General features: G+C 66.4%; 16 protein-coding genes. 6 read left to right on the plus strand and 10 right to left on the minus strand.

Annotation, left to right across the window (positions count from 1 at the left end):
• The first annotated feature begins 130 nt into the window (after positions 1-130).
• Positions 131-1,027 carry a LysR family transcriptional regulator gene (locus AB4Y99_RS03430; RefSeq protein ID WP_441522377.1) on the plus strand — a complete coding sequence of 299 codons (897 nt, stop codon included), beginning with the start codon at positions 131-133 and terminating at the stop codon, positions 1,025-1,027.
• A gap of 191 nt (positions 1,028-1,218) precedes the next feature.
• On the opposite strand, the gene AB4Y99_RS03435 is transcribed toward AB4Y99_RS03430, so the two are convergent.
• The 3 genes from AB4Y99_RS03435 to AB4Y99_RS03445 all read right to left on the minus strand — a co-directional run bounded on the left by AB4Y99_RS03435 (position 1,219) and on the right by AB4Y99_RS03445 (position 3,908).
• Positions 1,219-1,512 carry a DUF982 domain-containing protein gene (locus AB4Y99_RS03435; protein ID WP_191124673.1) on the minus strand — a complete coding sequence of 98 codons (294 nt, stop codon included), beginning with the start codon at positions 1,510-1,512 and terminating at the stop codon, positions 1,219-1,221.
• A 237-nt stretch (positions 1,513-1,749) separates the two neighbouring features.
• Positions 1,750-3,003, minus strand: coding sequence for an amidohydrolase family protein (locus AB4Y99_RS03440; RefSeq protein ID WP_441522378.1), 1,254 nt, complete (start codon positions 3,001-3,003; stop codon positions 1,750-1,752).
• A gap of 146 nt (positions 3,004-3,149) precedes the next feature.
• Positions 3,150-3,908 carry a GntR family transcriptional regulator gene (locus tag AB4Y99_RS03445; protein WP_112763681.1) on the minus strand — a complete coding sequence of 253 codons (759 nt, stop codon included), beginning with the start codon at positions 3,906-3,908 and terminating at the stop codon, positions 3,150-3,152.
• 182 nt (positions 3,909-4,090) lie between these two features.
• Here AB4Y99_RS03445 and AB4Y99_RS03450 point away from each other — a divergent pair, with 182 nt between their 5' ends.
• The 5 genes from AB4Y99_RS03450 to AB4Y99_RS03470 all read left to right on the plus strand — a co-directional run bounded on the left by AB4Y99_RS03450 (position 4,091) and on the right by AB4Y99_RS03470 (position 9,727).
• Complete coding sequence (locus AB4Y99_RS03450; RefSeq protein WP_441522379.1) at positions 4,091-4,969, plus strand: ABC transporter ATP-binding protein; 879 nt, start codon at positions 4,091-4,093, stop codon at positions 4,967-4,969.
• 1 nt (position 4,970) lies between these two features.
• Positions 4,971-5,744 carry an ABC transporter permease gene (locus tag AB4Y99_RS03455; RefSeq protein WP_441522380.1) on the plus strand — a complete coding sequence of 258 codons (774 nt, stop codon included), beginning with the start codon at positions 4,971-4,973 and terminating at the stop codon, positions 5,742-5,744.
• A 24-nt stretch (positions 5,745-5,768) separates the two neighbouring features.
• Positions 5,769-6,794, plus strand: a complete 1,026-nt coding sequence (locus AB4Y99_RS03460) for an ABC transporter substrate-binding protein (protein ID WP_142022158.1) — start codon at positions 5,769-5,771, stop codon at positions 6,792-6,794.
• 18 nt (positions 6,795-6,812) lie between these two features.
• The gene (locus AB4Y99_RS03465) at positions 6,813-8,249 is read left to right on the plus strand and encodes an amidohydrolase family protein (RefSeq protein ID WP_441522381.1); all 1,437 of its coding nucleotides are present in this window, start codon (positions 6,813-6,815) and stop codon (positions 8,247-8,249) included.
• Between the two features lie 188 nt (positions 8,250-8,437).
• Positions 8,438-9,727, plus strand: a complete 1,290-nt coding sequence (locus tag AB4Y99_RS03470; protein ID WP_441522382.1) for an ArgE/DapE family deacylase — start codon at positions 8,438-8,440, stop codon at positions 9,725-9,727.
• Positions 9,728-9,734: 7 nt separating this feature from the next.
• On the opposite strand, the gene AB4Y99_RS03475 is transcribed toward AB4Y99_RS03470, so the two are convergent.
• The 7 genes from AB4Y99_RS03475 to AB4Y99_RS03505 form a co-directional block, all read right to left on the minus strand.
• Positions 9,735-11,210, minus strand: coding sequence for an amidase (locus AB4Y99_RS03475; RefSeq protein WP_441522383.1), 1,476 nt, complete (start codon positions 11,208-11,210; stop codon positions 9,735-9,737).
• Between the two features lie 34 nt (positions 11,211-11,244).
• A complete protein-coding gene (locus tag AB4Y99_RS03480; protein ID WP_441522384.1) occupies positions 11,245-12,864 on the minus strand; it encodes an ABC transporter ATP-binding protein in 1,620 nt (539 codons plus the stop codon).
• Entirely contained in the window at positions 12,861-13,787 is a 927-nt protein-coding gene (locus AB4Y99_RS03485) for an ABC transporter permease (protein ID WP_113252967.1), read from the minus strand. The genes AB4Y99_RS03480 and AB4Y99_RS03485 overlap by 4 nt, the downstream gene beginning before the upstream one ends.
• The gene (locus AB4Y99_RS03490) at positions 13,784-14,725 is read right to left on the minus strand and encodes an ABC transporter permease (protein ID WP_038363440.1); all 942 of its coding nucleotides are present in this window, start codon (positions 14,723-14,725) and stop codon (positions 13,784-13,786) included. The genes AB4Y99_RS03485 and AB4Y99_RS03490 overlap by 4 nt, the downstream gene beginning before the upstream one ends.
• A 37-nt stretch (positions 14,726-14,762) precedes the next feature.
• Positions 14,763-16,331, minus strand: a complete 1,569-nt coding sequence (locus AB4Y99_RS03495) for an ABC transporter substrate-binding protein (protein ID WP_441522385.1) — start codon at positions 16,329-16,331, stop codon at positions 14,763-14,765.
• 175 nt (positions 16,332-16,506) lie between these two features.
• Positions 16,507-17,643 carry a M20/M25/M40 family metallo-hydrolase gene (locus tag AB4Y99_RS03500; protein WP_441522386.1) on the minus strand — a complete coding sequence of 379 codons (1,137 nt, stop codon included), beginning with the start codon at positions 17,641-17,643 and terminating at the stop codon, positions 16,507-16,509.
• 11 nt (positions 17,644-17,654) lie between these two features.
• On the minus strand, positions 17,655-17,893 hold a 239-nt coding region (locus AB4Y99_RS03505; RefSeq protein WP_441522387.1), incomplete at its 5' end, for a M20/M25/M40 family metallo-hydrolase.

Below are 17,893 nucleotides of genomic sequence, written 5' to 3' on the forward strand. Positions count from 1 at the left end.
GCCGTTCGGAATTGGCACGCGCCTGTCGGCATGGGCTATGATGTCCGTCCCGACCGCCAACAATCGAGATGCGGGTCGATATGTTGAATCCGAGCTTTGGAAGGGGCACCGCGCGGTGCCGGATTGCACCATGATCGACTGGGATGACGTTCGCTACTTTCTTGCCGCCGCCCGCGGAGGCTCGGTGCGGGCTGCCGCCAAGCACCTCCGGGTGAATCACTCGACCGTGCTGCGACGCATCGCTCAGCTCGAGGAACGCCTSGGGGCRCATATGTTCGAAAAGCTGCCTTCGGGCTACCGCCTGACGGCTGCGGGAGAGGAGGTCCTCGARCTCGCGGAACAGATGGAAGCGTCGTCGCACCAGTTGGAGACGCGCGTCTTCGGTCGCGACCAGAGCGCGCGCGGGCTGTTGCGGGTGACGCTTCCGCCGTTCCTCGCCACACATCTGCTCATGCCGGATCTCGCCGACTTCGCGCATCTCCATCCGGACATCGAGATGGAAATCTCGTCGACCGGCGAGGTGGCGAATCTGACCAACCGAGAGGCCGATGTCGCGATCCGCATCGTCWCCGACCGCAAGACCCTGCCGCTCAATCTKCACGGCCTGATGGGACCGGAGCTRTTSAGCGGCGTCTACATSTCTCGYGAWCGRCTRGCCGCGYGGCGTGCGGGCGCGCCYGATYCCATSCGGTGGATCGTCATAGACAGTCAGGGACTCCCGGCCTGGGCCCGCGCGGGAGAGGTTCACGCCACGGAAGTTCCGTTCAGGACCCCGGACGCCGAGACCCAGATCGCCGCCGTGCAGAAAGGGATCGGGATGACGAAACTGCCGTGCTTCGTCGGGGATGCCGACCCTCTCTTGGTGAGGGTGCCGGGCACCGACCTGCCCATGCACGGGACGCTCTGGCTTCTCACGCAGGGGGAGACACGCAAGACGAAGCGTGTGCGGCTCTTCACCGAGTTCGTATCCCGCAGGCTCACCGCCTACGCGCCGCTTCTCGCGGGACTGTCCGTACCGGACGACTGACGCCCGGCAGATCGCCGGCGAAGCTTACAGTCGACAGCGGTCTCTAAGCGGACATCCTCAGCGCGCGACTTGGGTCGGCACCGGAAATCAGACCTCTCATTGGGAGCGTCAGCTTTCAGGCAAGCTCCCAATGTCCGCGTCTCTGACGGGCGAGAGGATCAAGCTCCGGTTGGCCGATGCCGGGCTCCTGGTCAGGCGCGGCCGCGCGAGCCTTCCCTCCGGCTGCCGGCGAATGCGGCGATGTCGGGCGCGAGAAGATCGTGCTTTTCCGCCCATGACGCGAACAAGCCGCGCGCCGTATCCGGCTCGATCTCGCCACGGATCGCCGCCAGGCAGGCCTTCAGCGCGAAGCCGTGGACCGCATCGCGCCTGCTCGCCGGCCAGTCGGCCAGGAACATGTAGGCCTCCATTGCAGAGCCGATCGCCGCCGGGTGCCCGAGCCCGGTCAGGATCACGACCGGCCTCTCGAAATCGTCGGATGTCATCATGCAGCCCTCCCTTGGTTGGGAGCGAGTGCCAACATTGCCATAGCCATATCCTCCTGGAAGCAACATGGATCCGGTTTGGTTGATCGCCGCGTCGAGCGCGCTCTCGCTGTCGGCGACTGCCATGATTTTGGGACGCGTTCTCTCCGGATCAAGCCCTCCGAAGCGTCGATTTTACTGGAGCCGGAATTCGCCGCTGACCGCGCTGAGGTCGGCAGGGCCGATCAGACATCGTGGCTAGAGCGCACGTCTTGTCTCAGGTCCGTTCAATCGCGCGGGCGGCCGTTCGAAACTCAGACGCCCTCGCTTGTAGCCCGCGACGGGCTCCGCGATCTCGGCCAGAGCCTCGACTGCCGTCGTGGCATCAAGAATGATCAGGTCGGCGGGATTGCCGGGCGCGATGCCATAGTCGCCGAGCCGCAAGAGCCGGGCCGGAAGCGACGTGACGAGATCGAGGCATGTTTGGAAACGGTCCGGCCCGCATTGCGCGACGTTGGCGTAAAGATTGGCCATACGCAGCAGCGAGGCATCGCCAAACGGCGTGAAYGGATTCAGGACGTTGTTCGTCGCGACCGTGCAGACCACGCCCTGTTCGATGAGCAGATGCACCGGCGTTACTCCACGCGGCCGCGCGTGCGTCACCTCTCTGCCGGTGAGATAGAGATCGGTCGCCGGCAGCACGGTGAGGCCGACGCCGGACCGGGCGAGACGAGAGCCGATGGCGGCCAACGTCGCGGGCTCCACCATTGAAAGCTTGGTGACATGGCCGATCGCGACGCGGCCGCCCCAGCCATGCCGCTCTGTCTGGCGGCAGATCTCGTCGAGATGCATCCAGCTCGGGTCGAGGTCGAAATCGAGGTGAAAGTCGAGATCGACGTCGAACTCCCGAGCGAGAGCGAAGAGCCTGGCCATCTGTGCCGTCGGATCGGCATCGGTATAGGGGCAGCCGCCGAGCAGGTCGGCGCCGTCGCGCAGGGCCGCGACGAGCAACGCCTCGGTGCCGGGATCATTGGTCAACCCCTCCTGCGGAAAGACGCAGATCGAAAGATCCAGCGCCCAGGCGTAGTCGACCTTCAAGGCCTTGATCGCCGAGAAGCTGCGCAGGCCGACGCGCGGATCGACCTCGACATGGGTACGCATGCGGGTCGTGCCCTTGGCAATCGCCTTTTCGATCACGCGCGCGCCGCGCTCGTAGACGTCGGCCTCGGTGAAGTCGCGCTTCATGGCGGCGACCGCAGCGATCGCCTCGGCAAGGCCGCCGCGACTATGCTCGCAGCGACCAAGCAGGCAGGCCTTGTCGAGATGGATATGGCTCTCGACGAAACCCGGCACGACCACGCGGCCACCGACGACGACCTCAGGCGCATCGCACGTGATCCGTGGTGCGATGGCTGCGATCCTGCCGGCTCGCACGCCGATATCCTGCGGCTGGCTCTGGCCGGGGATGACGGCTTGGCGGAAGACGAGGTCGAGAACGCTGTCGGTCGGCATGAATCTGCTTACGGACTGGTATTCAATGGGCAAAAAACATGCATGCACTTTATATGCCGAACCGCCGGCATCATGGGCGGAGGATGGACGTCTAGAACGACAGCGCCGAGCGCATCCTGCAGCAGCGCGGCACGTCGCCCGATCCGCTATTCCGCGGCGTCCAGGCGGCGCTTGCGGCCCGGCCCGCCGGCCGGCGCGGGAGTCATGTCGGCATAAGGGGCAAGGATATCCATGATGTCGCGCCCACGCGGCTTCGCCTGCGCCACCAGGGCCCGCTCCGCGACGGAATCGAGATGATGGTGCATCAGGCTCGCAACCTTCTCGCCATCGCCCGCTTCGAGCGCGTCGATCAACAGGCGGTGTTCATTGATCGCGCATTCGGATGAATGCGGCCGACTGAACAGCGACAGGGTCAGGCAGCAACGATAGGCGATCTCGCTGACATAGCGGATCAGGACCGGGCTCTCCGTCATCGTCGCGAGCAGAACGTGGAACTCGGTGGCAAGCCGGATCGAGACCGCATCCGGCCCGCCGCGCGCCGCATCCTCCGCGTCGACATGGCCGCGAAGGGTTGCGAGCTGGGCCTTGCTCAGCCGCCCGGCAAGCTGGCGCACCACGAGCCGCTCCAGCTCGATCCTGATGTCAAATGTATCGCGCGCTTCCTGCCAGCTCGGCGTAGCCACCACGGCGATGCGGTTACGACGCAACTCGACGAGGCCTTCGGCCGCGAGCTGCCCGAGCGCATGGCGCGCGATTGTGCGGCTGACGCCAAAACGTTCGCCAAGCGCATCCTCGGGCAGCTTGGCGCCAGGCTCCAGCGCCTGCTCGATAATCGCGCGACGCAACGCACGGCAGATCGTCCCGACCTTGTCTGACGAGCCGTTCTCGCCCCTGTCACGCGCCATCGCCGGTCATCCGTTTCGACGGCCCGTCTTAGCGCTTAGCCGGCCCGCTTCGCAATGCATGCGGTGCGGAACTTCGCGCCACCAGGCGCTGGGGCACGGCGTGGGAGCGTCTCGACGGCAACTGGCCTAAGTTCAGTTGCCCATCGGATACAGAATGGCATTGCAATTGCATGCACTTTCTTATGAGCCAAGCCCATACGAAATGCGCGATCGTCAAGGGCGCGCCGCCCGAACCTGCTTCGCCGACGCGCGCGGCGCTGGCGGTCGAGTTGTCGCAGACCTCCGTGACCTTCGGCAGCGGAGCAAGCGCCGTGCCGGCGCTCTCCGAGACGACGATGCGCATTCCCGACGGCGAGTTCGTCGCGCTTGTCGGACCGTCCGGTTGCGGCAAGTCGACGATCCTGCGGCTGGTCAGCGGCCTGGTGCAGCCGACTACSGGCGCCGTCATCGTGGGCGGSCGCGAGRTCGCGGCGAAGGCGCTCAGGATCGGCATGGCCTTCCAGAACCCGACCATGCTGCCCTGGCTGACGATCGAACAGAACGTCATGTTGCCGCTGAAGATCGTCGAGCCTTTTCGCTCGCGTTTCCGGCAGGAAAAACGCGGCAGCTTCCGCGACAAGGTGCATGGGCTGCTCGCCCAGGTCGGGCTCAGTGGATTTGCCGGCAAATATCCCTGGCAGCTCTCCGGCGGAATGCTCCAGCGCGCCAATCTCTGCCGGGCCCTGATCCACGAGCCGCGCATGCTGCTGCTCGACGAGCCCTTCGGCGCGCTCGACCAGTTCACCCGCGAGGAGCTCTGGGCGATCCTGCAGGAGCTCTGGCTGGCGCATCGCCCGACCGTGCTGCTGGTGACGCACGACCTCCGCGAGGCCGGCTTCCTGGCGAGCCGGATCTGCGTGATGAGCGCCCGGCCCGGCCGCATCCTCGACGACAGCCCTGTCGAATTCGCGCGGCCGCGCAGCATCGCCATGACCTTCGAGCCGGATTTCGTGGCGCTGAACCAGCGCCTGCGCGAGCTGATCGTCGATGCCCGCGCAGTCCAGACAGCAGGGAGCGCCTGACATGTCCATCAATCTGAAGCGGAGGTTCTGGGCGGCCGGGCTGATCCTGCTGTTCTTCGTCGGCTGGGAGCTGTTCTGCGTCATCTCAGGCATGTCGGACCTGATCCTGCCGCGGCCGAGCCAGGTCCTCGCGACGCTGGTGCAGCGTTTCCCGGTCCTGTGGCCGCATATCCTCCAGACACTCGCGACGACGATGCTCGGCTTCGTCCTCGGCGTGGCGCTCGGCGTCGTGCTCGGCGCGATCATCGGCGTCTCGCGCACGGCCTACGACACCGCTTACCCGCTGCTGATCGGCTTCTCGTCGATCCCGAAGGTCGCGGTGGTGCCRATCTTCGTGCTCTGGTTCGGCTCGGGCACGGTGCCCGCCGTGCTGACCTCGCTCTCGATCTGCTTCTTTCCGATCGTCGTGAACATCGCCACCGGCCTCGCCGCCACCGAGCCCGAGATGGAGGACGTGCTGAAGGCGCTCGGCGCCAGCAAGTTCGACATCCTGTGGAATGTCGGTCTGCCGCGCACGATGCCGTTCTTCTTCGCCTCGCTGAAGGTCGCCATCACCTACGCCTTCGTCGGCACGGTGCTGGCGGAGACCGTCGCCTCCAATCGCGGCATCGGCAACGTGATGATGACCGCATCCTCCAATTTCAACGTGCCGCTGGTCTTCGCCGGGCTGTTCATCCTCGCGGGGCTCGGCGTCGCGCTCTACGTCGCCTTCTCGCTGATCGAGATGCGCGTCACCGGCTGGGCCACCCGCAAGAACGATTTCGCCGCCGCCTGACCACTTCACGAGGGGAGAACAATCATGCTGAAGACGTTCGCTGCGACGCTGCTCACCGGCCTCGCCTTCGCCAGCTCCGTGCTGGCGCAGGAGACCACGGTCAAGTTCACGCTCGGCTGGAAAACGCAGGGCTCCGATGCCGCCTTCTTCGTCGCCCGCGACAAGGGCTACTACAAGGCCGAGGGACTGAACGTCGTGATCGACCAGGGCGAGGGCTCGGGCGCGACCGTGACCCGCATCATGGGCGGCGCCTATGATGCCGGATTCGGCGATGTCAACGCCATCATCCAGAACGCCGCCGCCAAGCCGGGGGAGAACCCGGTCATGGTCTACATGATCTGGAACCGCCCGCCCTTCGCCATCTCGAGCAAGAAGGCGACCGGGATCACCAAGCCGGCCGATCTCGAAGGCAAGACGCTCGGCGGGTCGCAGGGTACGCCGACGACGCGTCTGCTCGAGGTCTTCGCGCGCAAGAACAATGTCGACATGGCCAAGGTCAAGCTGTCGAACATGGCGCCGAACCTCCAGGAGCCGTTGCTGATCAAGGGCGACATCGACGGCGCCCTGATCTTTAACATCACGAGCTATTTCAACCTCGTGCTCAATCGCCAGGACCCGGACAAAGACTTCAATTGGCTGATGTTCGGCGACTACGGGCTCGACCTCTACTCGAACGGCCTGATGGTCTCGCAGAAGCTGATCAAGGAGAACCCGAAGGCGGTTGCCGGCCTCGTGCGCGCCACCAACAAGGCGATGATCGAGATCGCCAAGGATCAGGCACTCGGCATGAAGAGTGTGATGAACTTCGACAACCTCGTCGACGAGAAGGTCGAGAAGCGCCGGTTGCAATACTCGTTCAGCGAGCTGATCGTCTCGCCGGAGATGAAGGAGATCGGCATCGGCGACACCAAGGATGACCGCATGGCACGCGCCATCGGCATCATCGTGGAAGGCTACCAGCTCGCGCGCACGCCGAAGCCGGAAGAGATCTTCTCGCGCCAGTTCCTGCCGCCGAAGAGCGAGCGCGAGCTGGTCTACACGGCGAACTGATCCGGCGGAGCAAACGCCATGACCGAAGCGACCTTTGCGACGAGCCTGTTCAACGGAAGCGAGCTCGTCGCGAACGCTTCGCTTCACCACCAGGACGGCGTGATCGACGCCGTCCTGGTCGATCAGCCTGCGATCTCCGGCCCGCGCCGGCTGGTCATCCCGGCGCTCGTCAACGCGCACGACCATGCCCGGCCGAGCATGACGTCCTTCGGCGCGGCCAACCTGCCGCTCGAAACCTGGATTTTGCGCTCGGCCCTCGGAACGCCGCCCGATCCCTATCTCGCCGCCGCGGTCTCGCTCGCCCGCAGCGCCCGCTCGGGCTGCGGTGCGATGATGGTCCACTACACCCGTCCGAGCGGCACGATGCCGATCGTCGCGGAAGCCCGGCAGATCGCCAAAGCCGCGGCGGATGTCGGCATCCGGATCGCCTTCGCTCTGGCCGTGCGCGACCAGAACCCGCTCGTCTATGGCGAGAGCGCCGCGGTGCTCGATGCCTTGCCAGCCGAGGCGCGACAGCCGGTCGAGGATCTCTTCGTCAGGCCGCCCACGCGGCCCTCGGACTATCTCGATCTGATCGACGAGATCGATGCCGCGATCGCAGGCCCGCTGGTCGATGTCCAGTTCGGTCCGGCCGGCGTGCAATGGTGCTCGCCCGCGCTGCTCGAAGCCATCGCCGAGCGCTCGGCCACGACCGGACGGCGCGTGCACATGCACATGCTGGAGACGATCTACCAGCGCGCCTGGGCCGACCGGACCTTCCCGGGCGGGATCATGCGCTACCTCAAGGAGATCGGGCTGCTTTCCGAGCGCCTGACGCTCGCCCATTGCGTCCATGCACGGCCGGATGAGCTCGACATGATCGCCGAATCCGGCGCGACGATCGTCACGAATTTCAGCTCGAACCTGCACCTGCATTCGGGCCTCGGGCCGATCGCGGAGGCTCATCGGCGCGGCTGCGCCATTGCGGTGGGCGTCGACGGTGCGGCCCTGGACGAGGATGACGATGTGATCCGCGAGATGCGCCTCGTCCAGCTCGCTCATGACGGGCTCGGCTTCAGGCGCAACTGGAGTCGTGCCGAATTCCTCGGGCTCGCCATTCGCAATGGCCGACGGGCAACCGGAGCGCCGGGCTCCGGCGAGCTCGTCGCGGGCGCTCAGGCCGATTTCACGGTGATCGACCTGGACTATCTCGATCGCGACGCGATCATGCCTGTCGACCCCCTCGACCTGCTATTCGCCCGCGGCAACATCGATTGCGTGCGCGATGTCGTGGTCGCCGGACGCTGTATCGTTCGCGATGGTGAACCAACCGGCATAGATTTCACGGCGCTTCAGGCGGAACTCCGGCAAATGTTTCGGAGCCATTTGCCGGGTTTCCGAAAGATGCAAGCAGCTTGGCCGGCCCTGGCCGACGCGACGGCTCATTGGTTCGAGCATGTGGGCTGCGGCTGTTAGCACCGGCATCGCCCTGGCCGGGCGGTGACCGTCTTGCCGCATCGGCCGATCCTGCGGAACCCCGGTTGCGTCAGGCGCAGGCCTTACATGCTGGCTTGGGGCTTCGTGCCGCGGCGCGAGGCCGTAGATTTCCAGGCGGGCCGTCAGCGGGCGAAGCCGATCTTTGGCAATTTGGACGGAGAGCAAGCATGTCCCTCGACCCTGCCCTGCGCGACAGGATTCTCGCTGCCGTCGATGAGGGCTTCGACGAACAGGTTCGCTACACGCAGGATCTCGTCCGCTTCGCCTCGACGCGCGGGCAGGAGCATACCGTCCAGGATTTCGTCTTCCGGGCGATGAAGGACCGCGGCTTCACCATGGACCGCTTCGCGATGGACCGGGAGGCGATTGCGGCCCATCCGGGCGGTGCGCCCTTCTCCGACAGCCATTCCGAGGCTCCGATCGTCGTCGGCATCCATCGTCCGCGCACGGAGCGGGGGCGCTCGCTCATCCTCCAGGCCCATGTCGACGTGGTTCCGGCCGGGCCGCGCGACCAATGGACTCACGCCCCGTTCGACCCGGTGATCGAAGGCGACTGGATGTATGGCCGTGGCAGCGCCGACATGAAGGCCGGGGCCGGAGCGAACCTGGCCTGCCTCGACGCGCTCMGGCGCATYGGCCTGCAGCCGGCGGCGACGGTCTAYGTSSARTCGGTGGTCGAGGAGGAATCGACCGGYAACGGCGCGCTGATGACSCATCTGCGSGGCTACCGCGCCGATGCGGCCCTTATCCCCGAACCGGAGCAGGAGATGCTCGCCCGCGCCAATATCGGCGTGCTCTGGTTTCAGTTTGAGGTGCGCGGCGTGCCGGCCCATGTCCGCGAGATGGGGACTGGCGCGAACGCCATCGACGCCGCCTATCGCGTCGTTGCCGCGCTGCGGAAATTGGAGGAAGAATTCAACGCCGAGAAGGCGGGGCGCCCGCATTTCGAGGACGAGCCGCACCCGATCAACCTCAACATCGGCAAGATCGAGGGGGGCGACTGGGCTTCCTCCGTGCCGTGCTGGTGCCGCGTCGATTGCCGTGTCGGGCTCTATCCCGGTGTGACCGCGGAGGAGACGGCCCGGCGTATCGAAGACTGCATCCGTGCCGTATCCCGTACCGATGCCTTCCTCGCCAACAATCCCCCCAAAGTGACCTTCAACGGCTTCTGGGCACAGGGCTACGTGCTCGAGCCGGGCAGCGAGGCCGAGGCCGTTCTTGGCCGGGCGCATGAGGCCGCCATCGGCAAGCCGCTGAAATCCTTCATGACGGCGGCCTATCTCGACGCCCGCGTCCATGCGCTCTACGACCGGATTCCGGCGCTCTGCTACGGCCCTTCGGGTGAAGGCATCCACGCTTTCGACGAGCGGGTGAGCCTCGCCTCGGTCAAGCGCATCACCGGCGCCATAGCGCTGTTCGTGGCGGAATGGTGCGGCGTCGAGAGCCTGAAAGACTGAATGGCTCTCAGGCCGCCGTCACATGCACGGGCGGCCGCCTGCTATCGTTCCAGCGACCTCCCAGCGCGCGCTCGATCTGCGCCGCGAGCTGCAGCAGCAGGCCGTCGCCGGCCTGCCGTGCCTGCGCCTGGATGCCGAAGGGCAAACTGCTCTCCTGCCGGCCCATCGGCATCGAGAGCCCCGGTATGCCGCAGAGATTCGACAGCGGCGTATAGACGAAGAACTTCCAGAGATGGCCGAACCAGTCGAGCACATCGGGATTGTCGCTGATGGTGAGGTATTCGGTGGCGCCGATCTTGGGCGTCGGCAGCGCCGTGATCGGGGTCAGGATGATATCCCATTCCTCGAAGAAGGCGCCGAAGGCCCGCGCCGTGCTGTTGAACACCGCCTGCATCCGGTAGCGCTCGGCATAGGACATCTCCTTGCCCGCCTCCCAGATGCGAATGTTCATCGGCTCGATCAGCCCCTCCGGGGGGCGTTGCAGGCCGCGCGTCTCCAGAAGGCCGGCGATGACCTGTGCGAAGTTGCTGATGTAGCAGGTGGTCTGCGCGGCGAAGGCGGCGCGCAGATCGGCCTCCGGCAGGGCCCAGTCGACATGGTGGCCGAGTTCCTCGAGGAAGCGCYCGGCCTTCTCCAGTTCGGCGACGATGGCTGGCGTGGCGCGATAGTCGCCCCATTCATGCGAGAGGGCGATGCGCAGGCGGCCCGGATCGCGTTTGATAAGCTGCGTATAGGGCTCGGGCGCGGTCCAGTAGGGCATGAACTCGCCTGGTGCGCCGCCGCGGCAGGCGTCGACGAAAGCGGCGGTGTCGCGCACCGAGCGGCTCTGGCAGCCTTGCGTCGAGACAAAGCCGGAGATGTCCGAAAGGTTGGGCGCGATCGAGAACACGCCGCGCGAAGCCTTCAGCCCGATATTGCCGTTGAAGCCGGCCGGGATGCGGATCGAGCCTCCGCCGTCGGTCGCATGCGAGAGCGRCACGGCGCCGGCTGCCACCATCGCCGCCGTCCCGGCCGAAGAGCCGCAAGTGGTGTAGTCCGTGTCCCAGGGATTGCGGGTGACGTAGACTGCCGGGTTCTCGGCCGAGCTGCACACGCCGAATTCGGGCGTGGTGGTCCGACCCATCAGGTTGAGGCCCGCCTTGCGCATGCGCGCTGTCAGCCAGGCATCGGCCGCCGGACGATTGCCGCGCATGAAGAGCGAGCCCTGCTCCTGCAGCCTGCCCTTCAGTGTGGGACCCAGGTCCTTCATCAGGAAGGGCACCCCGGCGAAAGGGCCGGCAGGGTCCAACCCGTCGCTCAGCGGATCGGCGACCACATCCTCGAAGACCTCCACCACGGCGCTGAGCAAAGGATTCGTCTTCGCGATGCCCGCGGCCGCCTGCCGCGCCAGCTCAGCCGGCGTCAGCTCACCATTGCGCACCCGCTCGGCGAGGCCAACTGCGTCGTGGGAGGCCCATTCCTCCCAGCTCATCGCCAGGGTCATGACGTCGTCTCCAGCTTGTCGCCGAATATCCGCTTCAGGCCTCGCCGGTGGCGAAGTCGCGGCCGGGTGCAGCCTCGATCAGGCTACGCGTATAGGGGTGGGCGGGGGCGGCGAAAACATCGGCCGTGCGGCCCTGCTCGACCACCAGGCCTTTCTCCATCACCACCAGCCGGTCGCAGATCTGCGCGGCGACCCGCAGGTCGTGGGTGATGAACAGGATGGCGAGGTCGAAGCGCTTCTGCACGTCGTCGAGCAAGGCGAGCACCTGCTTCTGCACGGAGACGTCGAGCGCCGAGACTGCCTCGTCCGCGATCAGGATCTCCGGCTCCATGGCGAGCGCACGGGCAATCGCGATGCGCTGGCGCTGGCCGCCGGAGAATTGGTGCGGATAGCGCGAGAGCGCGGAAGGCTGCAGGCCGACGAGTTGCATCAGCTCGCGGGCCCGTGCCAGCGCCTTCGCCCGCGGCTGCCCGAAATTCACGGGGCCTTCGATGATGGATTCGCTCACGGTAAGGCGCGGATTGAGCGAGCGGAACGGATCCTGAAAAACCACCTGGATCTTGCGCCGGTAAGGTCGCAGGCGTCGTTCGGAAAGCCCGGCGATGTCGATGTCGGGGACGAGGATCTGGCCCTCGCTTGGCGGCATCAGCCGGGCGACGCAGCGCGCGACCGTGGTCTTGCCCGAGCCGGATTCCCCGACGATGCCGACCGTCTCGCCGCGCCGGACCCGGATGCCGACATCCGCGGCGGCCCGGACGACGCGTTCCTTCTTGAACAATCCGCGCGAGCGGTAGGTTTTGCCGAGGCCGGCCGTCTCCAGGGCGATCGGCCCTGTCGGCTCCGGGCGCTGCGCCGGTTTCAGGACCGGCACGGAGGCGATCAGCATGCGGGTGTAGGGATGCTGGGGGGCGCGCAACACCTGCGCCGTCGGCCCCTGCTCGACGACGCGGCCCTTCTCCATCACCACGACGCGGTCGGCGATCTCGGAGACGACGCCGAAATCATGGGTGATGAACAGCACGCCCGTGCCGCGCCGCTCCTGCATTTCCTTGATGAGCTTGAGGATCTGCGCCTGCGTCGTGACGTCRAGSSCMGTCGTCGGCTCGTCSGCGATCAGCAGGGCTGGGTCAAGGATCAGCGCGGCGGCGATCATGACGCGCTGGCGCTGCCCGCCCGAAAGCTGGTGCGGGTAGGAGGCATGCAAGCGCTCGGGATCGGGCAGGCGCATCGCCTCCAGCATGGCGAGCACCTTCGCGCGCCGCGCCGGCTGGTCGAGATCGGTATGGATGCGCAGCACCTCCTCGATCTGGTCGCCGATGGTGAGCACCGGGTTGAGCGCGGTCATCGGCTCCTGGAAGATCATGGCCATGCGGTCGCCCCGCAGCGCGCGCAGGCGCTGCGGCGTGGCGGCGAGCAGGTCCTCGCCCTCCAGCCGGATCGTCCCTGCCACGGGCTTCAGCACCCTGGCCAAGAGGCCCATCACCGAGAAGGCGGTGACGGATTTGCCCGAGCCGGATTCTCCGACGACGCAGACGATCTCGCCCTTGCCGACCGCGAGCGAGACGCCTTCTACCGCATGGTTGCGGTCGCCGCCGCCGGGCAGGGCGATGGTGAGGCCCGAGACCTCGAGGACGGGGGATGCCTCGTTGCTCATCGGCCGGCCATCTTCGGATCGAGCGTGTCGCGCAGGCCGTCGCCGAGGATGTTCACGGCGAGCACCGTCAGCCCCAGGAAGATGCCGGGATAGAGGATGTTGTGCGGGAAGACCCGGAAGAGGTTGCGCCCCTCGGCCATGATGTTGCCCCAGCTCGGAGTCTCCGGCGGGATGCCGACGCCGAGGAAGGACAGGATGGCTTCGACGAGGATGGCGGAGGCGGCGATGAAGGTGCCCTGCACGATCAGCGGCGCGGTGGTGTTGGGCAGGATGTGGCGGATCATCAACTTGGGCACACGCGTGCCGGCCATGATCGCCGCCTCGACATAGGGCTCCTCGCGAACCGAGAGCACGATCGAGCGTACCAGCCGCACCACGCGCGGGATCTCCGGCACGATGATCGCGATGATGACCGCCGTCAGCCCGGCCCGGAACAGAGAGACGACCGCGATGGCGAGCAGGATGCCCGGTATCGCCATCAGCCCGTCCATCACGCGCATGATCGGCCCGTCGAGGATGCGCACATAGCCGGCGACGAGGCCGATGACGAGGCCGATCGCGATGCTCGCCAGCGCCACTGCGATCGAGATCGCCAGCGAGATCCGGGCGCCGTAGACGACGCGGCTGTAGACGTCCCGCCCGAGCGAATCGGTGCCCATCCGGTAGGTGAATGTCGAGCTCGTGCCGTCATCGGCGCGGATGGTGCGCTCGAAGCCCGGCTTCTTGTTGCGCGCGACGGGATCGATCGCGGTCGGATCGACAGTCCCGAGCTGCGGCGCCAGCAGGGCGATCAGCGTCATCACCACCAGGACGACGCCTCCGATCAGTACGGAAACATTGGTCAGTAGCCGGCGCAGGATGCTCCGCCCGGAGGGAGCGGGCTCGTCGGCGACCGGGGCCAGCAGGGTCGGCTCGGCGCTCAATAGCGGATCCTCGGGTCGAACAGGCTGTAGGTCAGGTCGATCAGCAGGTTGATCCCGACATAGATGCCGGAGAACAGAAGGATGACGGCCTGGATGGTGGGATAGTCGCGCGCCAGCACGGCATCGACGGTCAGCCGGCCGAGACCGGGGATGGCGAAGACGCTCTCCGTCACTACGACCCCGCCGATCAGCAGCGCGATGCCGATGCCGACCACGGTGACGATCGGCACGGCCGCGTTCTTCAGCGCGTGGCGGAACAGGATCTTGCGCTCGACCTGCCCCTTGGCGCGGGCGGTGCGGATATAGTCCTCGTTCAGCACCTCGAGCACGCTCGCCCGCGTCATCCGCGCGATCAGCGCGATGTAGATCACCGAGAGCGTCAGCGCCGGCAGCACGAGCCGCTGCAGATAACCACCGAACCCGGCCGAGATCGGCTGGTAGCCCTGCACCGGGAACCAGCCCAGCGTGATCGCGAAGAGATAGATCAGCAGGTAGCCGATCACGAAGACCGGTATCGAGAAGCCGAGCACCGAGAAACCCATCACGATGCGGTCGATCCAGGAGCCGTGCTTGTAGGCGGCGAGCACGCCCAGCGGGATCGCGACGCAGATCGCGATCAGGATGGTCGCGAAGGCAAGCGACAGCGTCGGCTCGATGCGACCGAGGATCAGCTCGGAGATCGGCTTCTTGAAGAAGAAGGATTCGCCGAGATTGCCCGAGAGTAGATTCTTCGCCCAGATCGTGAACTGGGCGAGAATCGGCTGGTCGAGCCCGAGCCGGTTGCGCACCAGCGCGATCTGCTCCGAGCTGGCGTTGTCGCCGGCGATGACCGCTGCCGGGTCGCCCGGCGTCAGCCGCAGCATCAGGAAGACCAGCACGGCGACGATCACGAGGACCGGGATCGCCGCCAGCAGGCGCCTCAGAATGTAGCCGAGCATCAGGACGGCTTCCCGGAAAGGAGCAAGCGCATCCGGCTCACTTCTTCTCGACGTTCCAGAAGACCGGCGCCGGCGCCGTCAGGATGCCGGTGATGTTCTTCCGGGCCGCGATCGGCACGTTGTACTGGCCGAGATGGACATGGGTCACCACCTCGCGCCAGCGGACCTGCACGGCTTCCGCAATCGCCTTCTGCTTCGCCGGATCGGGCTCGCGGGCGAAGTCGTCGCGCAGCTTCTCCATCTCCGCATCGCAGGGCCAGCCGAAGGCGGCCTTGTCGCAGCTCGCATTGAAGAAGCCGGCCATGACGGGGTTCAGGATATCGGCCGAGACCCAGGAGGTCTGCATCAGGTTCCAGCCGCCCTTGTCGATCGGATCCTTGCGGACGCGTCGCGAGACCACCGTCTGCCAATCCGAGGACTGCATGTCGACCTTGAAGCCGCCCTTCTCGAGCAGTTGCTTGGCGACCGGGCCGAGATTGGTCAGCGACTGCAGATCGGTCGAATGCAGAAGCACCACCGGCTTGCCGTCATAGCCGGCCTCCTTCAGGAGCTCCTGCGATTTCTTGAAGTTCGATTGGAGCAACCCGTCCATGCCCTTTTCGGAGGCGAGCGGCGAGCCGCAGACGAACATCGCCTTGCAGACCTGATAGTAGTCGGGATTGCCGACGGTCGCTTCGAGAAAGTCCTTCTGGTTCAGCGCGTAGGTCACGGCCTGGCGCACCTTCGGATTGTCGAAGGGCGGCTGCGTGTGGTTGAAGCGCATCGTGTACTGCAGCCCGAGCGGGTTGTAGTTCCACAGCTTGATGTTGCTGTCGTCCTTGAGCAGCGGGATCAGGTCGAAGGCGGGCTGCTCGACCATGTCGATCTCGCCCGCCAGCAGCGCATTGACCGCCTGCTGCTGGTCGCTGACCGCAAGCCATTCGACGCGGTCGATATGGACGACCTTGCCGCCGGCCAGGCCGGATGCCGGCTCGGAGCGCGGCTTGTAGTCCTTGAACTTGGTGTAGACGATCTTGTCGCCGGGCTTCCACTCATCCTGCTTCAGGACGAAGGGGCCGGAACCGATGAACTCGGAGATCTGCGTGTTGGGATCGGTGTCCGCGACGCGCTTGGGCATCATGAACGGCACGTTTGAGGACGGCTTGCCGAGGCCGAAGATCAACAGACCGGTCGGCGATTTCAGCCTGACCGTGAAGCTCTTGGCGTCGTCGGCGGTGATCGAGTCGACGAAGGTCATCAGCTTCTGGCCGACCGGATCCTTGGCCGACCAGCGCTTGATCGAGGCGATGCAGTCCTCTGCGGTGACGGGCTTGCCGTCGTGCCAGAGCAGGCCGTCGCGCAGCGTGAACTTGTAGGTCAGCTTGTCCGGCGACTCCGTGAAGGTCTCGACCATCTGCGGCTTGATCTCACCCTTCTCGTCCATCGAGAACAGGGTGTCGTAGATCATATAGCCGTGGTTGCGGACGATATAGGCGGTGGTCCAGATCGGATCGACGATCTTCACGTCCGAATGCATGACGACCTTCATGGTCGTCTGGGCCTGCACCATACTGCTGCCGGCCAGCAACGCTGCCGCCGCGGCAACCATCTTCCAACGCGACATCATAAGGCTGATCTCCCCTCTGGCCGTTTGCCCGGCCGGCTTTGCCGATCGTGATGTGCAGGTCGCAAGTGCTGATACTTCGTCTTCTTTTGCCTTTTGTCCGCCTTGCCGTTCCGCCTTATGCAGGCGCCATGCCACGATGCGAAAGGCTCCCCCGTCGAAGCGCCCTGTCAATCGTTCAGGGCGCGAGCCGCGCCAGCAGCCCCGCCATCAACCTGATCCGTCGTGGCAGGCTCTCGATCTCGATATGCTCTTCCAGCGTGTGATAACCAGCCCCCAGCAGGCCGAGCCCGTCGAGGGAGGGGATGCCGGCCGCACCGGTGAAATTGGCGTCGGAGCCCCCGCCGGCCGAGGCGTGGCCGAGCTCCCGGCCCAGTTCGCCGGCGATCTCGCGGGCGAGACCGTAGAGCGCCAGGGTCCCCGCATCCGGCTCCCAGACCGGGCGGGTCACGCCGCGTGTCACGGTGAAGCCGGTGCCGTCCTCCTCGCGGCGGGTGAGAGCGAGCATGCGCTCGACGCCACGGTCGAGATCGGCCTGCCGTTTTGCCATGCTCAGGGCTTCGGCCTTGCAGAGGGTCGGCACGCAGTTGACCCAGCGCCCGCCCTCGATGACGCCGACGGAGAAGGTGCAATCCTCGCCGGTCATCTCCTCGATGGCCAAGAGCTGGCGCGCCATCATGTTGATGGCCGAGCGCCCGTCCTTGAGGCGGGAGCCGGCATGGCTCGGCCGGCCCTCCGCCTGAAGGTTGAAGCGAGCGATGGCGTAGCGGCCGGTGACGACACCGTCGCCCGGCTGGCCCGGCTCCGGCACCAGCACGAAGCGGTCGCGGCGGGCCTGCTCCATGATGATGTCGCGCGTACCCGGGCTGCCGATTTCCTCGTCGCTGGTGTAGAGCACGCTGACCGGCAGGGGCGTCTCGATACCGGCCTTCGCCAGCGCGACGATGGCTTGCAGCCCGGCATAGGCGCCGCCCTTCATGTCGAGGATGCCGGGGCCGTAGCAGCGCGAGCCCTCGCGCCGGAAGGGCAGCGTCTCGAGCGTCCCGACCGGATGCACGGTATCGAGATGCGACATCACCAGGATGCCGGGCTCCCCACGCCGCGGATGTGGAAAGTCGCCGCGTACGCAGTCGCCCAGGCCGGGCGGTCCGGGGATGCGGGTGATCATGGCGCCCGCCGCCGCCGTCTCGGCCGCTGCGAGGTCCATCATGCGGTTGACGGCGGCGGGATCGAAGGTCGGGCTCTCGCACTCGATCCAGGGCTTGAGCCCTGCGAGCAGGACCTCGCTGTCGAGCGGCAGGGTGCGGAGATCCATCGCCGCCCGCCTCAAGCCGCCGCACGCGTCTCGACGATGYGCGCCAGCAGGCTCGCCCCAACCGGCAGGATGCCGTCGTCGAGCACATAGGCGGGGTTGTGCACCGGCACGTCCCCGGCATGGCCGACCCAGGCATAGGCGCCGGGCACCACGCGCAGCATGTCGGCGAAATCCTCGCTGCCCATCATCGCCTTCGGCTCGGTCAGCACGTTCGCGCCGCCGACGATCTCGGTGGCGACCTCCGCCATCG

This window comes from Allobosea sp. TAB14 (genome assembly GCF_052113865.1).
Taxonomy (GTDB): domain Bacteria; phylum Pseudomonadota; class Alphaproteobacteria; order Rhizobiales; family Beijerinckiaceae; genus Allobosea; species Allobosea spartocytisi.

What these genes read in the sequence shown, in the direction of transcription:
- AB4Y99_RS03435 (WP_191124673.1), bottom strand. Translation starts at nt 1,512, where the DNA reads ATGACATCCGACGATTTCGAGAGGCCGGTCGTGATCCTGACCGGGCTC.
- AB4Y99_RS03445 (WP_112763681.1), bottom strand. Translation starts at nt 3,908, where the DNA reads ATGGCGCGTGACAGGGGCGAGAACGGCTCGTCAGACAAGGTCGGGACG.
- AB4Y99_RS03460 (WP_142022158.1), top strand. Translation starts at nt 5,769, where the DNA reads ATGCTGAAGACGTTCGCTGCGACGCTGCTCACCGGCCTCGCCTTCGCC.
- AB4Y99_RS03465 (WP_441522381.1), top strand. Translation starts at nt 6,813, where the DNA reads ATGACCGAAGCGACCTTTGCGACGAGCCTGTTCAACGGAAGCGAGCTC.
- AB4Y99_RS03490 (WP_038363440.1), bottom strand. Translation starts at nt 14,725, where the DNA reads ATGCTCGGCTACATTCTGAGGCGCCTGCTGGCGGCGATCCCGGTCCTC.
- AB4Y99_RS03495 (WP_441522385.1), bottom strand. Translation starts at nt 16,331, where the DNA reads ATGATGTCGCGTTGGAAGATGGTTGCCGCGGCGGCAGCGTTGCTGGCC.
- AB4Y99_RS03500 (WP_441522386.1), bottom strand. Translation starts at nt 17,643, where the DNA reads ATGGATCTCCGCACCCTGCCGCTCGACAGCGAGGTCCTGCTCGCAGGG.